This is a genomic window from Kitasatospora sp. NPDC056531, from assembly GCF_042794375.1.
In the GTDB taxonomy this organism is placed as follows: Bacteria; Actinomycetota; Actinomycetes; order Streptomycetales; family Streptomycetaceae; genus Kitasatospora.
Window position 1 is genome coordinate 69,543 of sequence record NZ_JBHTTU010000035.1, and the last position, 18,718, is coordinate 88,260.

At 73.6% G+C, this 18,718-nt stretch carries 6 protein-coding genes; all 6 read right to left on the bottom strand.

The features are described from left to right. Nucleotides 1-65: 65 nt before the first annotated feature. Nucleotides 66-1,310 carry a cytochrome P450 gene (locus ACFQ87_RS26420; RefSeq protein ID WP_380613299.1) on the bottom strand — a complete coding sequence of 415 codons (1,245 nt, stop codon included), beginning with the start codon at nucleotides 1,308-1,310 and terminating at the stop codon, nucleotides 66-68. A 199-nt stretch (nucleotides 1,311-1,509) separates the two neighbouring features. Then, a complete protein-coding gene (locus ACFQ87_RS26425) occupies nucleotides 1,510-5,481 on the bottom strand; it encodes an amino acid adenylation domain-containing protein (protein WP_380613300.1) in 3,972 nt (1,323 codons plus the stop codon). 50 nt (nucleotides 5,482-5,531) lie between these two features. Next, nucleotides 5,532-7,040 (bottom strand): GMC family oxidoreductase, encoded by a 1,509-nt coding sequence (locus tag ACFQ87_RS26430; RefSeq protein WP_380613301.1) that lies wholly within the window; start codon nucleotides 7,038-7,040, stop codon nucleotides 5,532-5,534. A gap of 5 nt (nucleotides 7,041-7,045) precedes the next feature. Beyond that, nucleotides 7,046-11,587 carry an amino acid adenylation domain-containing protein gene (locus ACFQ87_RS26435; RefSeq protein WP_380613302.1) on the bottom strand — a complete coding sequence of 1,514 codons (4,542 nt, stop codon included), beginning with the start codon at nucleotides 11,585-11,587 and terminating at the stop codon, nucleotides 7,046-7,048. 44 nt (nucleotides 11,588-11,631) lie between these two features. Next, on the bottom strand, nucleotides 11,632-15,783 hold the full coding sequence (locus tag ACFQ87_RS26440; protein WP_380613303.1) for an amino acid adenylation domain-containing protein: 4,152 nt from the start codon (nucleotides 15,781-15,783) through the stop codon (nucleotides 11,632-11,634). A gap of 94 nt (nucleotides 15,784-15,877) precedes the next feature. After that, the coding region (locus ACFQ87_RS26445) for a type I polyketide synthase (protein ID WP_380613304.1) at nucleotides 15,878-18,718 on the bottom strand (2,841 nt) is incomplete at its 5' end.

An 18,718-nucleotide genomic window follows, 5' to 3' on the forward strand; every position in this document is an offset into this window, starting at 1 on the left:
GAAAGGGCCCCCCCGGCGGGGACCCCGGGGCCCCCCTTCACGCTGCACCGGAACCCGGCGCCGGATCAGGCGCGCAGGGTGACGGGCAGGCTCTCGAAGCCGTGGTGCCCGAGGCCCGGGTTGCGCTTGGGCTCGCCGACGGCGACCTTGCCGAAGCGGTCGAGCAGCCGGTGGAGGAAGATCTCGCCCTCCAGCCGGGCGAGCGGGCCGCCGAGGCAGTAGTGCAGACCGGCCGCGAACGACAGGTGCGGGTTCTCGCGCCGGCCCACGTCGAAGGTGTCCGGGTCGGCGAACGCCTCCGGATCGCGGTTGGCCGACCCGAGCATGCTGATGACGGTCTGACCCGGCGTCAGCTCGAACCCGAGGAAGGTGACCGGCTCCAGCACGCTGATGACGTCCACGTGCGCCGGGGCGTCGTAGCGCAGCATCTCCTCGACCGCGGAGCGGATCAGGCTGCGGTCGGCCCGCAGCCGCTCCAGCTCGCCGGGGGTGTTGAGCAGGGCGTTCAGGCCGTTGCCGAGCATGTTGGCAGTGGGCTTGTTCCCGCCCGCGAAGAGCAGGATCGCGGTCGCGATGGCCTCGGTCTCGTCGAGGTTCTCCCCCTCCGAGACGGTCAGGCGGCTGAGCATGTCGTCGCCCGGGTTCTTGCGCTTGGCGGCGAGCAGCTCGGCGAAGTACCCGGCGAGCGAGTTCTCGGCCCGCGCGCCGATCACGATCTCCTCGGGGCCGGCGGCGGGTTCGATCAGCAGGCCCATGTCGTGGATGGCGGGCGCGATGCCGGCGCGGTCCTCCTCGGGGATGCCGAGCAGATCGGAGATCACGTTGACCGGCAGCGGCATGGCGAAGGTCGTCATGAAGTCACCGCCCGGCTCAGCCGCCAGCCGGTCGAGCAGTTCGTCGGTCCAGCGCAGGATGCTGGGGCTGAGCGCCTCCACGTGGCGGGCCGTGAACGCGGAACTCACCACGCGGCGAAGGCGGGTGTGGTCCGGCGGGTTGGTGAGGATCATCGAGCGCTGCATGCGCTCCATCACCGGGCGGAGCTCCTGCTCGGGGATGTCCTTGACGTGCAGCCGGAGCCACTCGTCGCCCTTGCCGAAGGAACGGTGGCGCAGGGCGGCGTCGCAGTCCTGGTGTCTGCTGAGCACCAGCGCGCTGCCGTCGCTGGTGAGCAGGGCCGGGGCGGTCTCCCGCAGCCGGCGGTAGACGGGGAACGGGTCCTCGGGCGGGGCGACCATGAGCTGGAAGTACAGCTGCTCGGCCTCGGGGTTCTGCTGAGCCACCGTGGTGGACTCGGCGGGATCACTGGTCACGGAGTGTCTCCTCGGGTCTGAAGCGATTGCTGCGGATCCCACACGCTGCTCCGGCAGAGCCACGCCGGAGCAGGGCGGTCGCCGCCCTCGCCCGGCCGCCCGGAGCACACCGGAAGCGTAGTGACGACCGGGCCCCGAGGCTTCTCCCGGATTGCTGTCCGCCGGGGCCGTCGGCAGCGACGGCCCCGGCGGGAGGGGCTCAGCCCTCGGCGCGCATCCGGCCCTCCAGCCACTTGGCACCGCGCACGGCGATGTCGCCGAGCCGGTCCCCGGTGCCGATGGTGAAGTGGTCCCCCGGCGCGGTCTCGACCTCCAGGCCGGGGCAGACCTTCCGCCAGTACGCGACCGGGTCGGGCCGGTCCAGCTCCTCGTCGCCGACGAGCAGGAACGCGGGCTGGTCGAGCGGGGCCGGCTGCCATCCGGACACCAGCCGCAGGTCGTTCTCGTGGATGCGCATCAGCCGCAGGTAGCCGGTGACGTCGACCTCGGCGGGCAGCAGCCCGTGGGCGACGGCGGTGTCCCGGCCGGCCTCGGCGATCCGGTCGGGGGCGGCGTTGCCGATCGCCTCGATCGCGGCCTGCGGCGCGGGCCCGAGGTTCAGATTGACCATGAAGGCGATGTGCCGTCCCACCTCGGTGTCCGGCAGCTCGATGTCCGGGATGTCGGTGTCGATCATCAGGACGTACGCCTTCTGCCCCTGCTCACCCAACTGGCGGGCCACCTCGTAGGCGAGGAAGCCGCCCATGGACCAGCCGCCGAGCACGTACGGCCCCTCAGGCCGGTAGCGCTGGATCTCCTCGCGGTACTCCTTCGCCAAGGTCTCCAGGTCCGCCGGCAGTTCGGGGGCCACCTCGACCAGCCCCCGGCTCTGGAAGCCGCGCACCGGTCCGGGCCAGACGGCGGCCATCGAGAGGTACGGCGCCACCGAACCGCCGAGGACGTGGAACAGGAACAGCTCCTCGCCCTCACCGTCGGCGAGCTCCACGTGGCAGGAGCCTGCGGCCCCGGCACCCTCGGCGATCGCGGCGGCGAGCTGGCGGACCGTCGGGGCCTCGAAGAGCTGGCCGAGCGGGAGATCGGCGCCCTCCTCGGCGCGGATCCGGTTGACCATCCGCAGGGCCAGCAGGGAGTTGCCGCCGAGCGCGAAGAAGTTGTCGTCCACGTCGACCGCGGGCACCTCCAGCAGCTCCTCCCAGATCCCGGCGAGCCTCCGGGCCAGCGGGCCCGCGTCCGCGCCCTCGACCGCCGGGCCCTCTCCGGCGGAGACCAGCGCCCGCGCCCTCCGGACGTCGACCTTGCCGTTGGGCGTCAGCGGCAGCCGGTCGACGATCTGGATGTGGGCGGGAACCATGTAGTGCGGCAGCAGGGTCCGCAGGTGTGCGGCGATCTCCCGTCCGTCGGGCCGCTCGCCCGGCTCGGGCACGACCAGGAGCAGCAGCCGACGCTGACCGCCGGGCGCGTCGTCGACGCAGACCACGCACTCGCGGACCGCGGGGTGGCTACGGGTGGCGGTCTCCACCGCGCCGGGCTCCACCCGGAAACCGAGGATCTTGACCTGACGGTCCTCCCGGCCGAGGAATTCGATCGTCCCGTCCGGCCAGTACCGCCCGAGGTCGCCGGTCCAGTACAGCCGCTCCCCGGTCTCGGGGTGCCGGACGAAGCGCTCCGCCGTGCGCTCCGGGTCGTTGCGGTAGCCCCGGGCGAGGCCGACGCCGCCGATGTAGATCCGGCCGACGGCCCACGGCTGACGGATGCCCAGCCGGTGGTCCAGCACCCGCATGGTCTGGTTGGTCAGCGGACGGCCGTAGGGGATGCTGGGCCACTCGGGGTCGACCTCCCCGACCTCGAACAGGTTCGACCAGACGGCGGCCTCCGTCGCGCCGCCCATGGCCATGATCCGTACGCCGTTCCACAGGACGCGCATCCGCTCGGGCAGCGTGGTCGGGATCCAGTCGCCGCTGAGCAGGAAGGCGCGGATCGGCGGCCGTCCGATCTCCGGTCGCTGCTCGGCGATCTCGGTGATCATCTCGGTGAGGGCCGGCACGGAGTTCCAGACGGTGACGCCGTGCTCGGCGGCCGCCGCCATCCAGGCGAACGGGTCCGGGCGCGAGGTCGCGTCGGGAACGACCAGCCGGGCGCCGGCGGCGAGCGTGCCGAAGACGTCCCACACCGACAGGTCGAAACTCATCGACGAGATGCCGAAGACCCGGTCCGCCGGGTCCAGCCCGATGCGCCGGTTCAGGTCGAGCACGGTGTTGAGCGCCGCCCGGTGCTCGATCATCACGCCCTTGGCCTTGCCGGTGGACCCGGAGGTGTAGATGACGTACGCGAGGTCGTCCGGGTCCGCCGCCACGGGCGGCAGCGGCTCGGTGTCCGGCTCGACACCGTCCACTTCGAGGGTCGTCAGCTCGGGCAGTCCCTCGTGCCGGGGCCGGGCGTGCGACTGGGTGAGCATCACCGGGCCGGCGCACTCCACCAGCATCTCGCGCATCGGCAGGGCGGGGGTGGCGGCGTCGATCGGGCAGTACGCGGCGCCGGAGCGCAGCACGCCGAGGACGGCGACGATCTGTTCCCACCCCTTGCTCATCACCACCGGCACGACGGTCTCGCGGCCGACGCCCCGGGCGATCAGCCACCGTGCCACGGCCCGCGAGCGCTGCTCCAGCTCCTGGTAGCTGAGGGTCCGCCCGGAGGTCACCACGGCCGGCTCGGCGGCCCGCTCGGCCGCCTGGCGCAGGAAGCCGTCTTCCAGCCGGCCCTCGGGCTCCGGCGCGGCGGTGTCGTTGACGGCGTCGATCAGGGCCCGGTGCCGGGCGGGCACCGGATCGGGCTCGACCTCGGCGCCGTCCGCCGCGGCGAGCCGCTTGAGCATGCCGTCGTAGGCCTCGACCATCAGCTCGGGCAGCCCGGGCGGGAAGGCCAAGTCGACGAAGTCCAGGTTGGAGCCGATGCCGCCGTCCGGCATGTCCCGGACCTGGTCGTCGAGCAGGACCTGCGGAGTGTGCTGGACGCGTTCCAGGAAGCGGAACCTGGGCCGGTCGTACGCCGCCATGCTCTCCCAGCCGGGCCCCTGATTGCTGGTGAACACGTACGGCAGCGTGGCGCGCTGGGTCCAGCCCCGGCGCGCCGCCAGCTCACGGCTGATCCGCACCGCCGTCACATCGCTGTTGGCCATGTCGCTCCACAGCCGGCGCTGGAGCCGTTGGGCCCGCTCCCAGAAGCCACCCCCGGCCGTCAGATCGACCTCCAGGGGCAGGGTCGCGGTCCGCTGGCCCACCACGACCTCCTGCCCGGAGTGGCTGGCGGCCTGGTTGAGGTGGACGACGTTGAGGCAGAAGTTCGGGGAGGCCGTCCAGGCGCCCAGGGTCTCCGCGTACACGTGGATCAGCGCGGTGGTCGGCAGCACTCGGTGCTTGCGGAAGTTCTCGCAGAAGCGCTGCCACTCCTCGCCGGTCAGGTAGCTGGTGCGCCCCGTGAAGCGGACCTCCCCGATGCTCTGGGGCTGCCGGGCGAGCGGGAGTTGGGGCGCCTCGGGCAGCGAGTCCAGCCGCTCCTCCCAGTACGTCCACTGCTTCTCGTAGGCCGGGCTGTTCTCGTGGGCGAGCAGGGCCTCGCGCCAGTCGCGGAAGGTGGTGGTCACCGGCGGCAGCTGGGCGGCCGGATCGCGGTAGAGCTCCCACCACTCGCCGACCACCGTGCGGATGCTCGGCGCGTCGAGCAGCAGGAGGCTGGCCCGCAGGTGCAGCCTTGCGCGGTGGCGCCGGGTCCGGCTGACCGTCACCTCGAACAGCGGCCAGCCGGCCGGGTCGAGCCCCTCGTCGCACATCCGGTCACGGGTACGGCGCAGGGCCTCCTCCTGGATCTGCCGGTCGAGGCCCGTGAGGTCGTCGACGGTGATCCGCACCCTCGGGGTCCGGTCGGCCGGTACCGTCCGCTGGAAGCCGTCCTCGCCCATCACCGTCCGCAGGTGATCGTGCCGGAGGATCAGTCGGTTCATGGCCTCCTCGGCCCGCTGCGGGTCCAGGCCGACCGAGTCGAGTTCGAGGTAGTACTGCTGGCGGCCGCCGAGTTCGATCAGACGGCTCTTGCCGACCATGTAGGCGGCCTGGATCTCGGTCAGTGGGAATCCGCCGTCGGCGAGCTCCCGCGTCCCGTGGTCGTTCTCGGTCAAGGTGTCCTCCTGGCGGGCGTGTTCGGGAGCGGTGTCGCCCCTCCGTCTGGTCAGGCCATCCATCCGGCGAACCGTTCGGCGAGCATGATGCAGCTGAGGTTGGTCGGGGCGCTGGGGATCGTGGGCATCACGGAGGCGTCGCAGACCAGCAGGTTCTCGAGTCCGTGGACCCGTCCGCGCTGGTCGACCACCGCCAGTGGGTCCCCGGCCGGGCCCATGCGGGCGGTGCCGGCCGGGTGGCACATCGGCGCGGTGAACTTGCCGACCGCCTCGCGCAGCCGGGTGTCGTCGCCGACCATCCGGTCGGTCCACAGCAGGACGCGCGCGATCAGCTCGCGCAGCGGCGAGGAGCGCAGCACGGACCAGACCATCCGGGTGCCGCGCATCAGCCGTTCGACGTCCTCCGTCCGGGACGCGAGGTTCAGCGTGATCGCGGGCGGCAGGGCGGGATCGGCGCCCCGCAGCTCGACCCGCCCCCGGGAGACCGGGTCGAGCAGCATCGTCGACAGGGCGACGCCGAAGCGGCCGCGCAGCACGCCGGAGATGACCGGGACGGCCACCTCGGTCATGTTGCTCGCGAGGAACAGGCCGAGGCCGTCCTCGGTCCGGGCCATCACCTGGTGCCAGGGAGCGCCGGAGCGGCACACTCCGGGCCCGGGGATCCCCCAGACCGTCACCACGGCGTGGTCGGCGAGGTTCTGGCCGACGCCGCGCAGGTCGGCCACCGGCGCGATGCCGAGCTCGGCGAGCCGCTCCGCCGGCCCGACGCCGGAGCGCTGCAGCAGCACCGGGGTGTGGATGCCGCCGGCGGCCAGCGTGATCCGGTCGGCGTGCACCCGCTCGGTCCGCCCGTCGCGGACCAGCTCGACGCCGAGGGCGCGGGTGCCGGCGAACAGCACCCGGGTGACCGGGGCGTTCGGCCACACGGTCAGGTTGGGCCGCTCGCGAGCCGGGAGCAGGTAGGCCTCGGCCGTCGAGATCCGCCGCCCGCCGGACGCGTTGCTGGGCACCGGACCGACACCGGTCCCGGGGCCGTTGAGATCCTCCAGGTCCGGCAGGCCGAGGTCCCGGCAGCCTCGCCGGAAGGCGAGGGCGGTCGGGTCCCAGTCCGTGACCGGGACCCGCTCGACCGGGATCGGCCCGCTCCCGCCGTGCCCGTCCGCCTTGAGGTCGGCGTCGGTTTCCAGCCGCACGAAGTACGGCAGGACCTGGTCCCAGGCCCACTCCGGGTTGCCGTCGGCGGCCCACCGGTCGAAGTCGTCGGGCAGGCCGCGCAGCGCGATCGCGCCGTTGACGGCGGACGAGCCGCCGAGCACCTTCCCGAGGGGGTACGGGAAGGTACGCCCGGCGGACTCGGCCGCCAGCTCCCAGTTGAGGCCGCTCAGGACGGCCGTGCCGAGGGCGCTCGCCCCGCCGGCGGCCGGCCCCGACTCGGGGCCGGCCTCGATGAGCAGCACGCGGCGGTCGGGCCGTTCGGACAGCCGCGCGGCCAGTGCCGCGCCCGCCGCGCCCGCCCCCACGACGATGTCGTCCCAGCCGCCCGTTGGTGCTCCGGTCACTGGGCTCAGCCCTCCGACCGGTCGCGCAGGAGTTCGGCGAGTTCCGCGATGGTGGGGTGGTCGAAGAGCAGCTCCAGGCCCTCCTCCGCCTCCTGGCCCAGCCCGAAGTCGTCACGGAGCCGACCGAGGATCGCGACGGCGTGCAGCGAGTCACCGCCCAGCTCGAAGAAGTTGTCCTCGACACCGAAGTCGTCGCGCTTGAGGGCGTCCTGCCAGACCGCGAACAGCCGCTGCTCCCACTCGTCCCGCGGGGCGAGGCGTTCGTCCGCCGCCAGGTCCTCCCACGGACTGGGCAGCGCGGACCGGTCCACCTTGCCGTTGGCGCTCAGCGGCAGCCGGTCGACGGTCAGGAAGTGTCGCGGCACCATGTACTCCGGCAGGACCCGCTCCAGGGCCGGACGCAGTCCGGCGAGGTCGAGGCCCCGGCCGCCGTCCGGTGCCTGGGCGAGCAGGACGTGCTGGACGTGGACGTCCACCGCCGCCTCGCCCTCGGGGACGGAGGCGAACCGGACGAACCCGGCGCGCTCGGCCCGCTCCCGCCACTGCGGCACGGTCAGCAGGGCCGTCCGCTCATCGCTGGTCTCCTGGGACAGCCCCTCGATGAAGCTGACGGTCACCAGCTGGATCACCGAGTTGACGGTGCCCTCGATGGCCACGAGCAGTCCTCCGGGGGCGAGCACCCGGCGCAGCCGTTCGAGGGTGGGGTCCAGGTCCTTGGCGTCGTGCAGCACGTTGGCGGCCACCACCACGTCGGCGCTGCCGGGCGGGAAGCCCTGCCCCGCGGGCTCGCGGTCGATGTCCAGGGTGCCGTAGGTGATGAACGGGTAGGCCTCGAAACGGGACTTGGCGCGGTCGGTGAAGTAGCGGGACACGTCGGTGAACCGGTACTCGACCCGGTCCGCCGGCAGTGCGGCCAGCACCTCGCCGGACGTCGACCCGGTGCCCGCGCCGATCTCCAGGACCCGCGCCTTCCGGCCGGGACCGGCACCGTCCACCGCCCGGCGCACCGCCTGCGCGGTGATGCGGTTCTGCAGCCGCGAGACGGGGTTGGTGGCGTACAGGGCGTCGGTCACCCGCGAGTCGCCGCCCGGCAGCAGCAGTTGCAGCGGGCTGACCTCGCCGCGCAGCAGGCCGAGTTGACGGGACGAGCACTCGGCGAAGTACTCCACCAGCGCGGGCTGGCCGCCCGCCGCCCGAGCCTCGGCGAGGCCGTCGGCGACGACCGCGTCCAGCTCCGAGGTGTCGACGGTGCCCGGACAGCGGTACTCGCCCGCCCGGCCGGTCGGCTCCACCGTGCCGGCGGCGGCCAGGGCCGCCAGCCAGTGGCCGATCAGGCCCCGGTAGTGCGGTTTGACGCCGCCGCGTTCGGCGACCTCGGCGGCGGTGACGCTCTCCCCCGGCTTCTGGAAACAGCCCAGCCGGCCGAGGTTGCGGGCCATCAGCGGCAGGCAGAGGCGTTCGAGGATCCGCCAGACCACGCGATAGCGGTCGATGTCCTCCGCGAGTTCGGCCAGCCCGGCGCCCAGTTCCGCCCCGGCGGCCGCGACGGCCGGCTGCCACCCGGCCTCGTCCGCGTCGGCGCCGGCATCGGCGCGCTCGGGGACGATGTGGGCGACCAGGGCGCGGCGGCCGGTGGCCGGGTTGGTGTCCACGCCGACGACCGCCTCGGCCACGCCGGGCTGCCGGCGCAGCGCCGCCGCGATCTCGCCCAGCTCGATCCGGTAGCCGTTGAGTTTGACCTGGGAGTCCTGGCGGCCGAGGAACTCGATGTCACCGCCGGGAAGGTAGCGGCCGAGGTCGCCGGTGCGGTAGAGCCGATCGCCGGTGACGGGATGCCGGACGAACCGTTCGGCGGTCCGCTCGGGGTCGGCCCAGTAGCCGAGGGCCACTCCGGCGCCGCCGATGTAGAGCTCGCCCGCGGTCCACACCGGGCAGGGTTCGAGCCGGTCGTCGTAGACGTGCAGGGACTGGTTGGCCAGCGGCTTGCCGTAGGGGATCCGGCTCCAGGCGGCCGGGACCTCCCCGATCGGGTAGGCGACCGACCAGATGGAGGCCTCGGTGGCGCCGCCGAGGCTGATGACCTGCGCCCGGGGGTGGGCGGCCCGCACCGCGTCGGGCAGGGTCACCGGGATCCAGTCACCGCTGAGCAGGACCAGCCGCAGCGGCGAGTCGGCGGCAGGGGCGGCCGGGGTCCGCGCGTCGACTGCCGCCTGCATCAGGGCCGGGACGGAGTTCCACACGGTGACACGGTGGCGGTCGACCAATTCGGCCCAGTGCCTGGGGTTGTGGACGTCGTCCGGAGCCGGCAGGACCACGGCGGCGCCGGCGGCCAGCGTGCCGAAGACGTCGTACACCGACAGGTCGAAGCTGAGCGCGGAGAGCGCGAGCACGCGGTCGTCCGGGCCGATCGCGAAGCGGCTGTTGATGTCCTGGACGGTGTTGGCGGCGCCCCGGTGATCGATCATGACGCCCTTGGGGCGGCCGGTCGAGCCCGAGGTGAAGATCACGTAGGCCAGGTCGTCGGGAGCGGGCCCGGTCGGCAGCGGGCCGGACTCGGCCTCGCGCACCTCGGAGTCGGCGAAAGTGACCAGGTCGATGCCGGCGGGCCAGGACAGCTTCCCGCGCAGTTCCGGGGTGGTGACGACGGTGGTGACCCGGCCCTGCTCGAACAGCTCGTTACGGCGGTGCTCGGGCCAGTTGGGGTCGACCGGCAGATACGCGGCCCCGGCCAGGTTCACCCCGAGCACGGCGGGCACCTGCTGCCAGGACTTGTCGACGACCACGCCCACCAGGGTGTTCGGCTCGGCGCCCAGCGCCCGCAGGCGGCGGGCCAGTCGCCGGGCATCCACCACGACCTGACGGTAGGTAACCTGGCCGTCTGCGGCCAGCACGGCGGGCGCGTCCGGGGTGCGTGCGGCCTGTTCCTCGATCAGCCCGCAGAGCGTGCGCGGGGCGATGTCCGCCGCGGTGGCATTGGCCTCGCCGCGCTCGGCGGCCTGCCAGGCCGGCAGAGTGGCCTGCGATCCGGTGCGGTCCCAGCCCGCCGGGTCACCGCTGAGCCGGTCCAGCACGCCCTGGTAGACGTCGAACATGTCGTCCAGCAGCCCCGCCGGGAACAGTTCCTCCACCGCGTCCCAGTTGAACACCAGGCCGCCGGCCTCCTCCGCGGCCTGGTGGTCGAGCCAGACCTGGGGGGTCTGGGTGATCCCGTAGACCTCCTCGCCGAAGAAGCGGATGCCGTCGAAGGGGTCCTGGCCGCCCGAGCCGAGCGCCAGCGCGCTGGTGAACACGATCGGCATCGCGGCGCCCGGTGCGTTGCCGAGCCGCCGGGCGCGTTCGCGCAGCACCCGGACACCGCCGTAGGACAGGTGCTCCAGATCGCGCAGCAGTTGCTGCTGCACCCGGGCCGCCCGGACCGCGAACGCCTCGGCCGGGTCGGCCTGGACGGCCAGCAGCACCACCGAGGTGAAGTCGCCGACCACGTCGTTGATCTGCGGGTGCACCGAAGGGCGGTTGAACAGCGTCAGGTTGAGCGTGAAGCTCGGCTGCGGCGACCACAGCCGCAGTGCCTCCGCGAAGGCGGTCATGAGCACCGCCGAAGCGGTCAGACCGCGCTGCTGAGCGGCCTCCCGCAGGGAGGTCCAGCGTTGCGGCGTCAGCCGGGCCTGGCGCCGGGTGAACCGGGTCCGGTCCAGCTGGGCGGGCTGGCGGGCGAGCGGCAGCGCCGGGGCGGCGGGCAGCTCGTCGAGGCGGCCGAGCCAGTACTCCTCGTCCTGCTGGTAGCGGGCTCCGGCCCGGGCGGCCTGCTCGTGCAGCACGTAGTCGCGGAAGGTCAGCTCCAGCGGCTCGGGCGACCAGTCCGGGTCCTCGTAGAACCGGCGCCACTCACGGAACAGGAGGTAGAGGCTGAGCCCGTCCAGGATCAGCACGTCCAGGCTGATGTGCAGCCGCAGCCGGAGGTCGCCCAGCCGGGAGGCACGGATCTCGAACAGCCGCCGGTTGCCGGGCAGCACCTGGTGGTCCATCTCGCCGCGGATCCGGACGAGCTCCTTCTCCCGCAGTGCGGCCGGGAGTTCACGCAGATCGGCGACCGGGATCTCGTACGGCGGCGCCTCGACCAGCACCTGTTGGCGGCCGTCGGGCCGGATGACCGCGCGCAGCATGTCGTGCCGGGCGATGACCTTGCGCAGGGCCTGGTTCAGCCGGGGCAGCTCCAGCCCCTCGCGCTCCAGCTCGAAGTAGTAGTGCGAGGACACCCCGCCGAGCTCCACCGCCGATCCCCGGCCGACCCAGTACGCGTGCTGGATGTCGGTCAGGGGGAAGGGCTCGTGGCGCTGTGCGGGCTGCGGGAGGACCTCGGCGGGCTTCTCGTCGTCGGCGGTCCGCCGCAGCAGGGCGATCAGCTCGTCGCGGCCGAGTCTCAGCCGCTCACGCAGGTCGGCGGTGAGCGCCCCGGGCGGGGCGTGCACCTGGAGGCGGCCGTCGGACAGCCGCAGCTTGATTCCACGCTGGTGTAGATCGGAGAGCAGGTTCTGGTCCTGCGCCATCGGGTCCTCCTGTGAGACGTGCGCCCGGCCCGGCGCACGCGGCGTCATCGGGAATTGAGAGCGTCCGCCACCCGGGCGAGCGTGTGCGGGTCGGCGAGCAGGGTGTGGTGGGTTCCGGGCAGGACGTCCGCCTCGACGGCGCCGTCGGTGACGGCGGACCAGCCCCAGTCGGCGGCACCGGCCGAGGGGTGGCCGGCGAACTCGCTGACCTCGTCACGCTGGGCGCGCAGCACGGTGATGTCGGCGCCGAGCCGCGGCGCCCGGTAGTTGTTGCAGGCACGGACGACTCCCCGGAACACCGCCAGCGCCGTATCCACCGCAGGCAGGTCCAGGCCCGCGCCATGGCCGTCGAGCAGCTGGTGCACCCGGGCGACCCGGTCGTCCCAGGGCAGCGCGGCCAGGGCCTCGGCGGCCGCCGGTGCGAGCCGGGAGGGATCGAAGCCCACGTCGAGGTCCTCCAGGAACCACCGCAGGACCTCGCCCTCGCCGACCTCCCGCGGTGCCACCGGCGCCGGGGCGTCGACCACCACGAGCCGTTCCACGCGCTCGCCCAGCGCCTCCAGCCGACGGGCCAGCTCGGCGGCGAGGACCGCGCCGGAGGACCAGCCGCCCACCCGGTACGGCCCGTGCGGCTGGATCTCCAGCAGCGCCCACAGATAGAGGTCCGCCAGGTCCTCGGCCTTCTCCAGCGGCTGTCGGCCGGTGTCGGGGCCCGGTGCCTGGAAGGCGTACGCGTCCCGGTCCAGGCCCTCGGCCAGTGCCCGGTAGCAGACCACGTTCCCGCCCGCCGGGTGCACCAGGAACCAGGGCTCCCCGGTGCCCCGCACGCGCAGCCGGACCAGCGGCGACCAGTCGGGCTCTGCGGCGGCGAGCCACTCGGCGAGCCCGGCCACGGTCCGGCGTTCGAGCATCACCCCGAGCGGGACCCGGCGGCCCAGCCGCTCGGTGACCAGTCCGATCACCCGCAGCGCGGCGAAGGACTGCCCGCCCAGATCGAAGAAGTCGTCGTGGACGCCGATCGGCGCGGTGCCCAGGACCGATTCCCAGATCGCCACCAGCTCGGCCTGGAGGGGGGTGGTGGGCTCGGCGGGCCGGTGGCCGCCCTCCCCGCCCTCGGGCCGCAGCTCCTCCAGGGCCCGCCGGTCCAGCTTTCCGTTGGCCGTCAGCGGGAGCCGGTCCAGCACGGTGAGGTGGCTGGGCACCAGGTACCCCGGCAGCCGCCCGGTCAGGAAGGCGCGGATGCCGGCGGGCTCCGGCCGCCGCTCGGTGCCGACCACGAAGGCCGCCAGTTGCTTGCCCGACCCCGAGGACCGCGCCACCACGGCCGCCTGGGCGACGTCCGGATGGTCGAGCAGGACGTGCTCGACCTCACCCGGCTCGACCCGGAAGCCCTGGATCTTGACCTGGAAGTCGGCCCGGCCCAGGAATTCGAGGTCGCCGCTCGGCAGGTAGCGTCCGCGGTCTCCGGTCCGGTAGAGCCGCTCGCCGGTGTCCGGATGGGTGACGAACGCGGCGTCGGTGCGCGCCTGGTCGCCCAGGTAGCCGAGGGCCAGGCCCACGCCGCCGATGCACAGGTCGCCCGCCACCCAGGTCGGCGCGGGGCGGCCGGTCGAGTCGAGCACGTACCAGCTCTGGTTCGCCAGCGGACGGCCGTACGGGATGCTCGGCCGCTCGCGGTCCTCGGCCACGACGGGGTGGAAGACCGACCAGATGGACGCCTCCGTCGCCCCGCCCAGGCTGATCACCCGCGCGTTGGGAGCGATCTCGCGGATCGCGTCCGGGAGCGTGACCGGGATCCAGTCGCCGCTCAGCAGCACGGTGCGCAGGTACGGGAAGCGCGCCCCCGCGCTCTGCGCCGCCTCCACGAACAGCTGCATGATGGCGGGAACCGAGTTCCACACCGTCACCCTGCGGGCCGCGACCAACTCCAGCCACGCGGCCGGGTCGGCCTCTGCGGCCGTCGGCATCACCAGGGTGGCGCCCGCGGCCAGGGTGCCGAAGACGTCGTAGACGGACAGGTCGAAACAGAGCGAGGAGACCCCGAGGACGACGTCCTCGGGCCCGATCCCGAACCGCCGGTTGATGTCGGCGATCGTGTTGGCCGGCCCCCGGTGGTCGAGCATCACGCCCTTGGGCACGCCGGTGGAACCGGAGGTGTAGATGACGTAGGCGAGGTCGCCCGGCGCACGGCCGGCCGGCTCGAACGGCCCCGGCGCGCCGAGCGCCTCCGCGCCGTCCACCGGCACGAGCGGCAGCCCGCCGAAGCCGTCCGGCCGGTCGGCGAGCGCCTCCGCGGTGAGAACGGCCCGGATCCCGGCGTCGGACAGCAGGAAGGCGATCCGTTCGGAGGGCCACGCCGGGTCCATGGGCACGTACGCGGCCCCCGCGGTCAGCGCTCCCGACACGGCGACCACCTGCTCGGGGCCCTTCGGCAGGACCACCGCGACCAGGTCGCCCGGACCGGTCCCGGCCCGGCGCAACAGCTCCGCCACCCGCCCGGCCCGCCGGTGGAGCTCCGCGTAGCCGAGCTCGCCCTGCGAGGTGGCCACCGCCGGCTTGTCCCCCAGCTGCGCCGCCCGTGCGGGCAGGCAGTCGTGCAGCAGCCCGGTGGGGACCTCGGCGCCGTCCCGGTTCAGCTCCTCGCGCCGGGCCCGTTGCCCGGCGGGCAGCAGATCGAAGTCGCGTGCCTCCCAGGCCTCCTCGCCCGCGGCCAGCCGGGTGAGCAGCATCCGGTAGCCGGCCAGCATGTCCTCGATGAGGCCCTCGGGGAACATCGCCTCGATGACGTCCCACACCACCCACAGCCGGCCGTCGTTGAGCTCCCAGAACTCGGTGTCCAGGAGGGTCTGCGGGGTCTCCAGCATGCTGAAGTGCGGCCGGTCCACTGGGCCGACGAACATCGCGCTGCCCACGGCGAACGGGCAGATCGCGCGGCCGGGGGTGCGCTTGACCTGGTTCAGCGTCTGCAGCACCTTGGCGCCGCTCCAGTAGGTGTGCGCCATGTCGGCCAGGACCTGCCGCTGGAGGCGCAGCGCGCGCCGGCCGAACGGCTCGTCGTGCCGCCAGTCCACCTCCAGCGGGTAGAGCGAGGCGAAGTTGCCGAGCACGTCGGCCATCTGCGGGTGCAGCGGCAACGGCCGGTGGCTGATCATGTTGTTCAGCAGGAAGTGCCGGGACCCGCTCCAGTACGCGAGCACCTCCGCGTGGGCGGCGAGCAGTGCGTTGGTGAGGGTCAGCCCGTGCGCCTCGGCTCGGCGCTTCAGCGCGGTCCACAGTTCCGCGGGCAGCAGCAGTTCGCGGCGCGAGAGCATCGAGCGGCCACGGTGCTCGGAACCCGCCACCAGGGGAAGGTCCGGAGCGCTGGGCCAGTCGGCCATCCGCTCGCACCAGTAGGCCTTCGACGCCTGGCCGAGCGGCGACTCCTCCAGCTCGGCGAGCGCCAGGGCGCAGTCGCGGAAGCTGATCTCCAGCTCCGGCAGCGGTTCATCGGGCCGGTGGTAGTAGTGCAGGGCGTCGCGGACCAGGGCGGTACCGCTGGGCGCGTCGGCGAACAGGTTGTTGTTGTTGTAGAGCAGCCGGGCGCGATTCCCGCCGTACCGGCACAACTGCGGCTCCAGCCAGGGCCAGCGGTCGTGCGGTGGCTCCTCGCGCTGCATCGATGCGCGGAGCCGGAGCATCCGCGCCTCCGCCTCGTCCGGGGCCAGGCCGCGCAGGTCGACGACGGTCACGGCGAGGTCGGCCGGATCGCGGACCGTCTGGACGAGCATGTCCTCCCTGGCGACCACCAGGTTCTTCCGCTGGCGCCGGATCGCCCGGTTCAGCGCCTCGACGAAGCGGTCCGGGTCGAGGTCGTCGAAGTCGAACTCGACGTACTGGTGCGGCCGGACGTAGTACTCGAAGCCCTCGCGGCTGCCGATCAGGAAGGACTGCTGGAGGTCGGTCGGCGCGAACGGCTCGTACAGCCGCTCCTCGTCGGGCACGATCTGCGGGAGCTCGGCGGCACTCTCGCGGCCGGCCGCCAGCCGCTCGATCAGCGCGGGCTTCTGTGCGGCCACCCGGCCGCGCAGCTCGGCCGTCAGCGCCCCACGCGGGGCGGTCACCTCGATCCGGTCGTCGTCGATCAGCTTCAGTCGCACGCCTGCCGCGGCCAGGTCGGCCAGCAGCTCCGTCACCACGTCCGCGCTCTGCGCGTTCACCGAAACGCCTCCCTGTCGGTCGTCCTGCCGTCGGATGTCGTGCCGCGGGCCGGTGTGCCGGCCGCGGTCCTGCCGTACGTCCTCCGGTCGGCGGTCACAGCGTCAGCACCTCGGTGTCCTCGGCGTCGGTCCCGTCCTCGTCCGGGGCGAGCACGGCGCGGATGGCCAGCTGCCGGCAGATCAGGTCCACCACCTCGTCCGCCGTGCCGCCGCCGAGCAGCACGTCCGGCGGGACGTCGGCTCCGAAGTCGGTCGCCAGCCTGTTGCGCAGCCGGATCGTGGTCAGCGAGTCCAAGCCCAGCGTGCCGAGTTCGGTCGCCGCGAAAGCGGGCCGCAGCCGCTCCCGGTCCGCGGCCGGCATCGCGAGCAACCCGACCACCCGGTCCAGCAGCTGGTCGAGCAGGAGGCCCCTGGCCCGGTCACGGTCACGGAGCACCAGCTGCGCCAGCTCGTCGATCGGCTCCGAGCCGGCGGCCGCGTTCTCCGGAAGGTCCTGCGGCGCCACGTCCGCCAGCAGGGTGTACGGCCGGCCGGCGGTCGCGGCGCGGTTGCGGCGCCAGTCGACGGTGGCGAGCCCCAGGTGCGCGGGCGAGTCGGCGGAGAGCCTGCCGAAGGCCGCCAGTGCCTCGGCCACCGGCATGCCGGTCACCCCGGCGACGGCGAGCTGGTCGAGCACCCCCGACCGCACGGCCAGGCCCACCTCTGCCCACGGCCCCCAACTGACGCTCAGAGCAGGCAGGTCACGGCGGCGCCGGTACTCCGCCAAGGCGTCCAGGAACGCGTTGCCGGCGATGTAGCCGGCCTGTCCCGCGGAGCCGACCAGCGAGACGAGCGAGGAGTACAGGACGAAGAAGTCGAGTTCCAGCCCCTCGGTCTGCCGGTGCAACTGCCAGGCGCCGTGCACCTTCGGCGACATCACCCGCTCGACCGCGGGCCCGTCCAATTCGGCCAGCGGCGCGTCCGAGGTCACACCGGCCGCATGCACGATGCCCCGTACGGGCGGCAACCCGGCTGTCCGAGCCAGCAGTTCCGCGACGTCCGCACTGCGGGTCACGTCCGCCGCCCGCAGCTCGACCCGCACCCCCCTGGCCCGGAGCTCGGTGACGGCGGGAAGGTCCGCGCCGGGCAGGGTCCGGCCGACCAGCAGCAGGCTTCGGGCTCCCTGGTCGGCCAGCCAGCCGGCGGTCGCCAGGCCCAGACCGCCGAAGCCGCCGGTCACCAGGTACGTGGCGTCGGGCCGGACCCGGACCGGCCGGTGGTCGGAGGCGGTCTGCGCGTGCTGCCGCAGCCGAGCCTCGTACCAGCGGGCGTCGCGGACGGCGAGGTGGCCCGAGCCCGGGAGCGCCGCGACGTGGGCGAGGACCTCGGCCGGCCGCAGCCGCCGAGCGGCCGGATCGGCGTCGATCTGCACACACTTGAGCTCCGGGTACTCGGCGATCACCGCTTTGGCGGCAGCCGTCAGCGGCGACTGCGTCAGGTCCGGCGCGCCGCCCTCCGGTAGCGCGACCGCCCCCGTCGAACAGACCAGGATCTCGGGCTTGGCCGCGGCGTGGCGACGCAGGACGTGCTTGAGCAGCAGCAGGAGGCCTTGAGCGGTGGCCACGGCCCGGTCCGGCAGAGCGTCCTCGGAACCGTCACCGTCCACCGCCGGGCCACCGTGCAGGATCAGGCCGGACAGCCGGGCACCGGCCGGCACGAGGTCGGCGAGCAGCCGCTCGACGTCGGCCTCGTCCCGGAGGTCGACATACCGCGTCCGCGGGTCGGCCGTTCCTTCCAGCCGGCTGTCGGCCACGGCAACGACCGCCCCCAGCTCCTCCTGCCAGGCGCAGCACTGCTCGGCATCCGCGCCGTACACCAGCCATGTACCGGCCGGGCGCTCCGCCGGCCCCGACGGCAGCGCCGACTCGACCGGGCACCAGGCGAGTTCGTAGGGGCGCGGACGGGCGGCTACCAGCTGGACGAGCGCCGAGCGCGGCACCGCCCGGAACTGCAGTCCCTCCAGCGAGACCAGCAGTTCCCCGTCCTCCGAGCGGACCTCCAGGTCGAGGGCGGAGGCGCCCGAGGGCAGTTCGCCGTGCCAGCGGGCGCTGCACCAGACCCGGTCGGGCACTCGCCCGAAGACGGCGACCCGGTCGATCGCAGCCGGGAGCCAGAGCCTGTCGTCGGTCCCGACGAAGGCGGAGACGATGTGCAGACAGGCGTCCAGCACCACCGGATGCAGGGTGTAGGCGTCCGTCGCGCGGGTGGCGACCGACACGTGCGCGAGCGCCTCGTCACCCTCCCGCAGCAGCCGGGTGAGCCCACGGAAGGCCGGACCGTACTCGACACCGGCGCGCCACAGCCGCTCGTACAGCGTGTCGGTGGGCACCTCGGTGAGACGGGAGGCCCGGTCCTCGATCGACACCCGGCCGGGGTCGGCCGCCTTGGCGGCCGTCGCGGACGCGACGGTGACGTGCTCCGTCCACTGCCCCGTGCGCGGATCACCGCTGTGGCTGAAGCACCGGATCCGGTGCGCGTCGCCGGTGGGCTCGGCCACGGCCTGGGCGCGTACCGGGTCGCCGTCGGGCATCGGCAGGAACTCGTTGAACGTGACCTGCTCCAGCTGCCAAGCGGTGTCCGGATCGGCTGCTGCCGTCTCACGGGTGGCCGCCAGGGCCCACTCCAGCATCGCCGTGGCGGGCATCACCGGGGTGCCGAGCAGCTGGTGCTGGGCGAGATACCACGGCCGGTCGGCCGCCAGGCTGCCGCCGTACCACCGTCCGGACGCACCCGCGAGGTCGATGGCCGCGCCGAGCAGGGGATGCCCGGTCGCGGTCTGTCCCGGTGCCGCGTCGGTGTCGCGGGGCGCGTTCAGCCAGTACGAGCGCTGTTGGAACGGATACGTCGGCAGGTCGGCGCGTGGCCCGGTGACGGGCCAGGCGACAGGCGTACCGTG

Coding starts and splice junctions, on each gene's coding strand:
- ACFQ87_RS26435 (WP_380613302.1), bottom strand. CDS start 11,587: ATGGCGCAGGACCAGAACCTGCTCTCCGATCTACACCAGCGTGGAATC.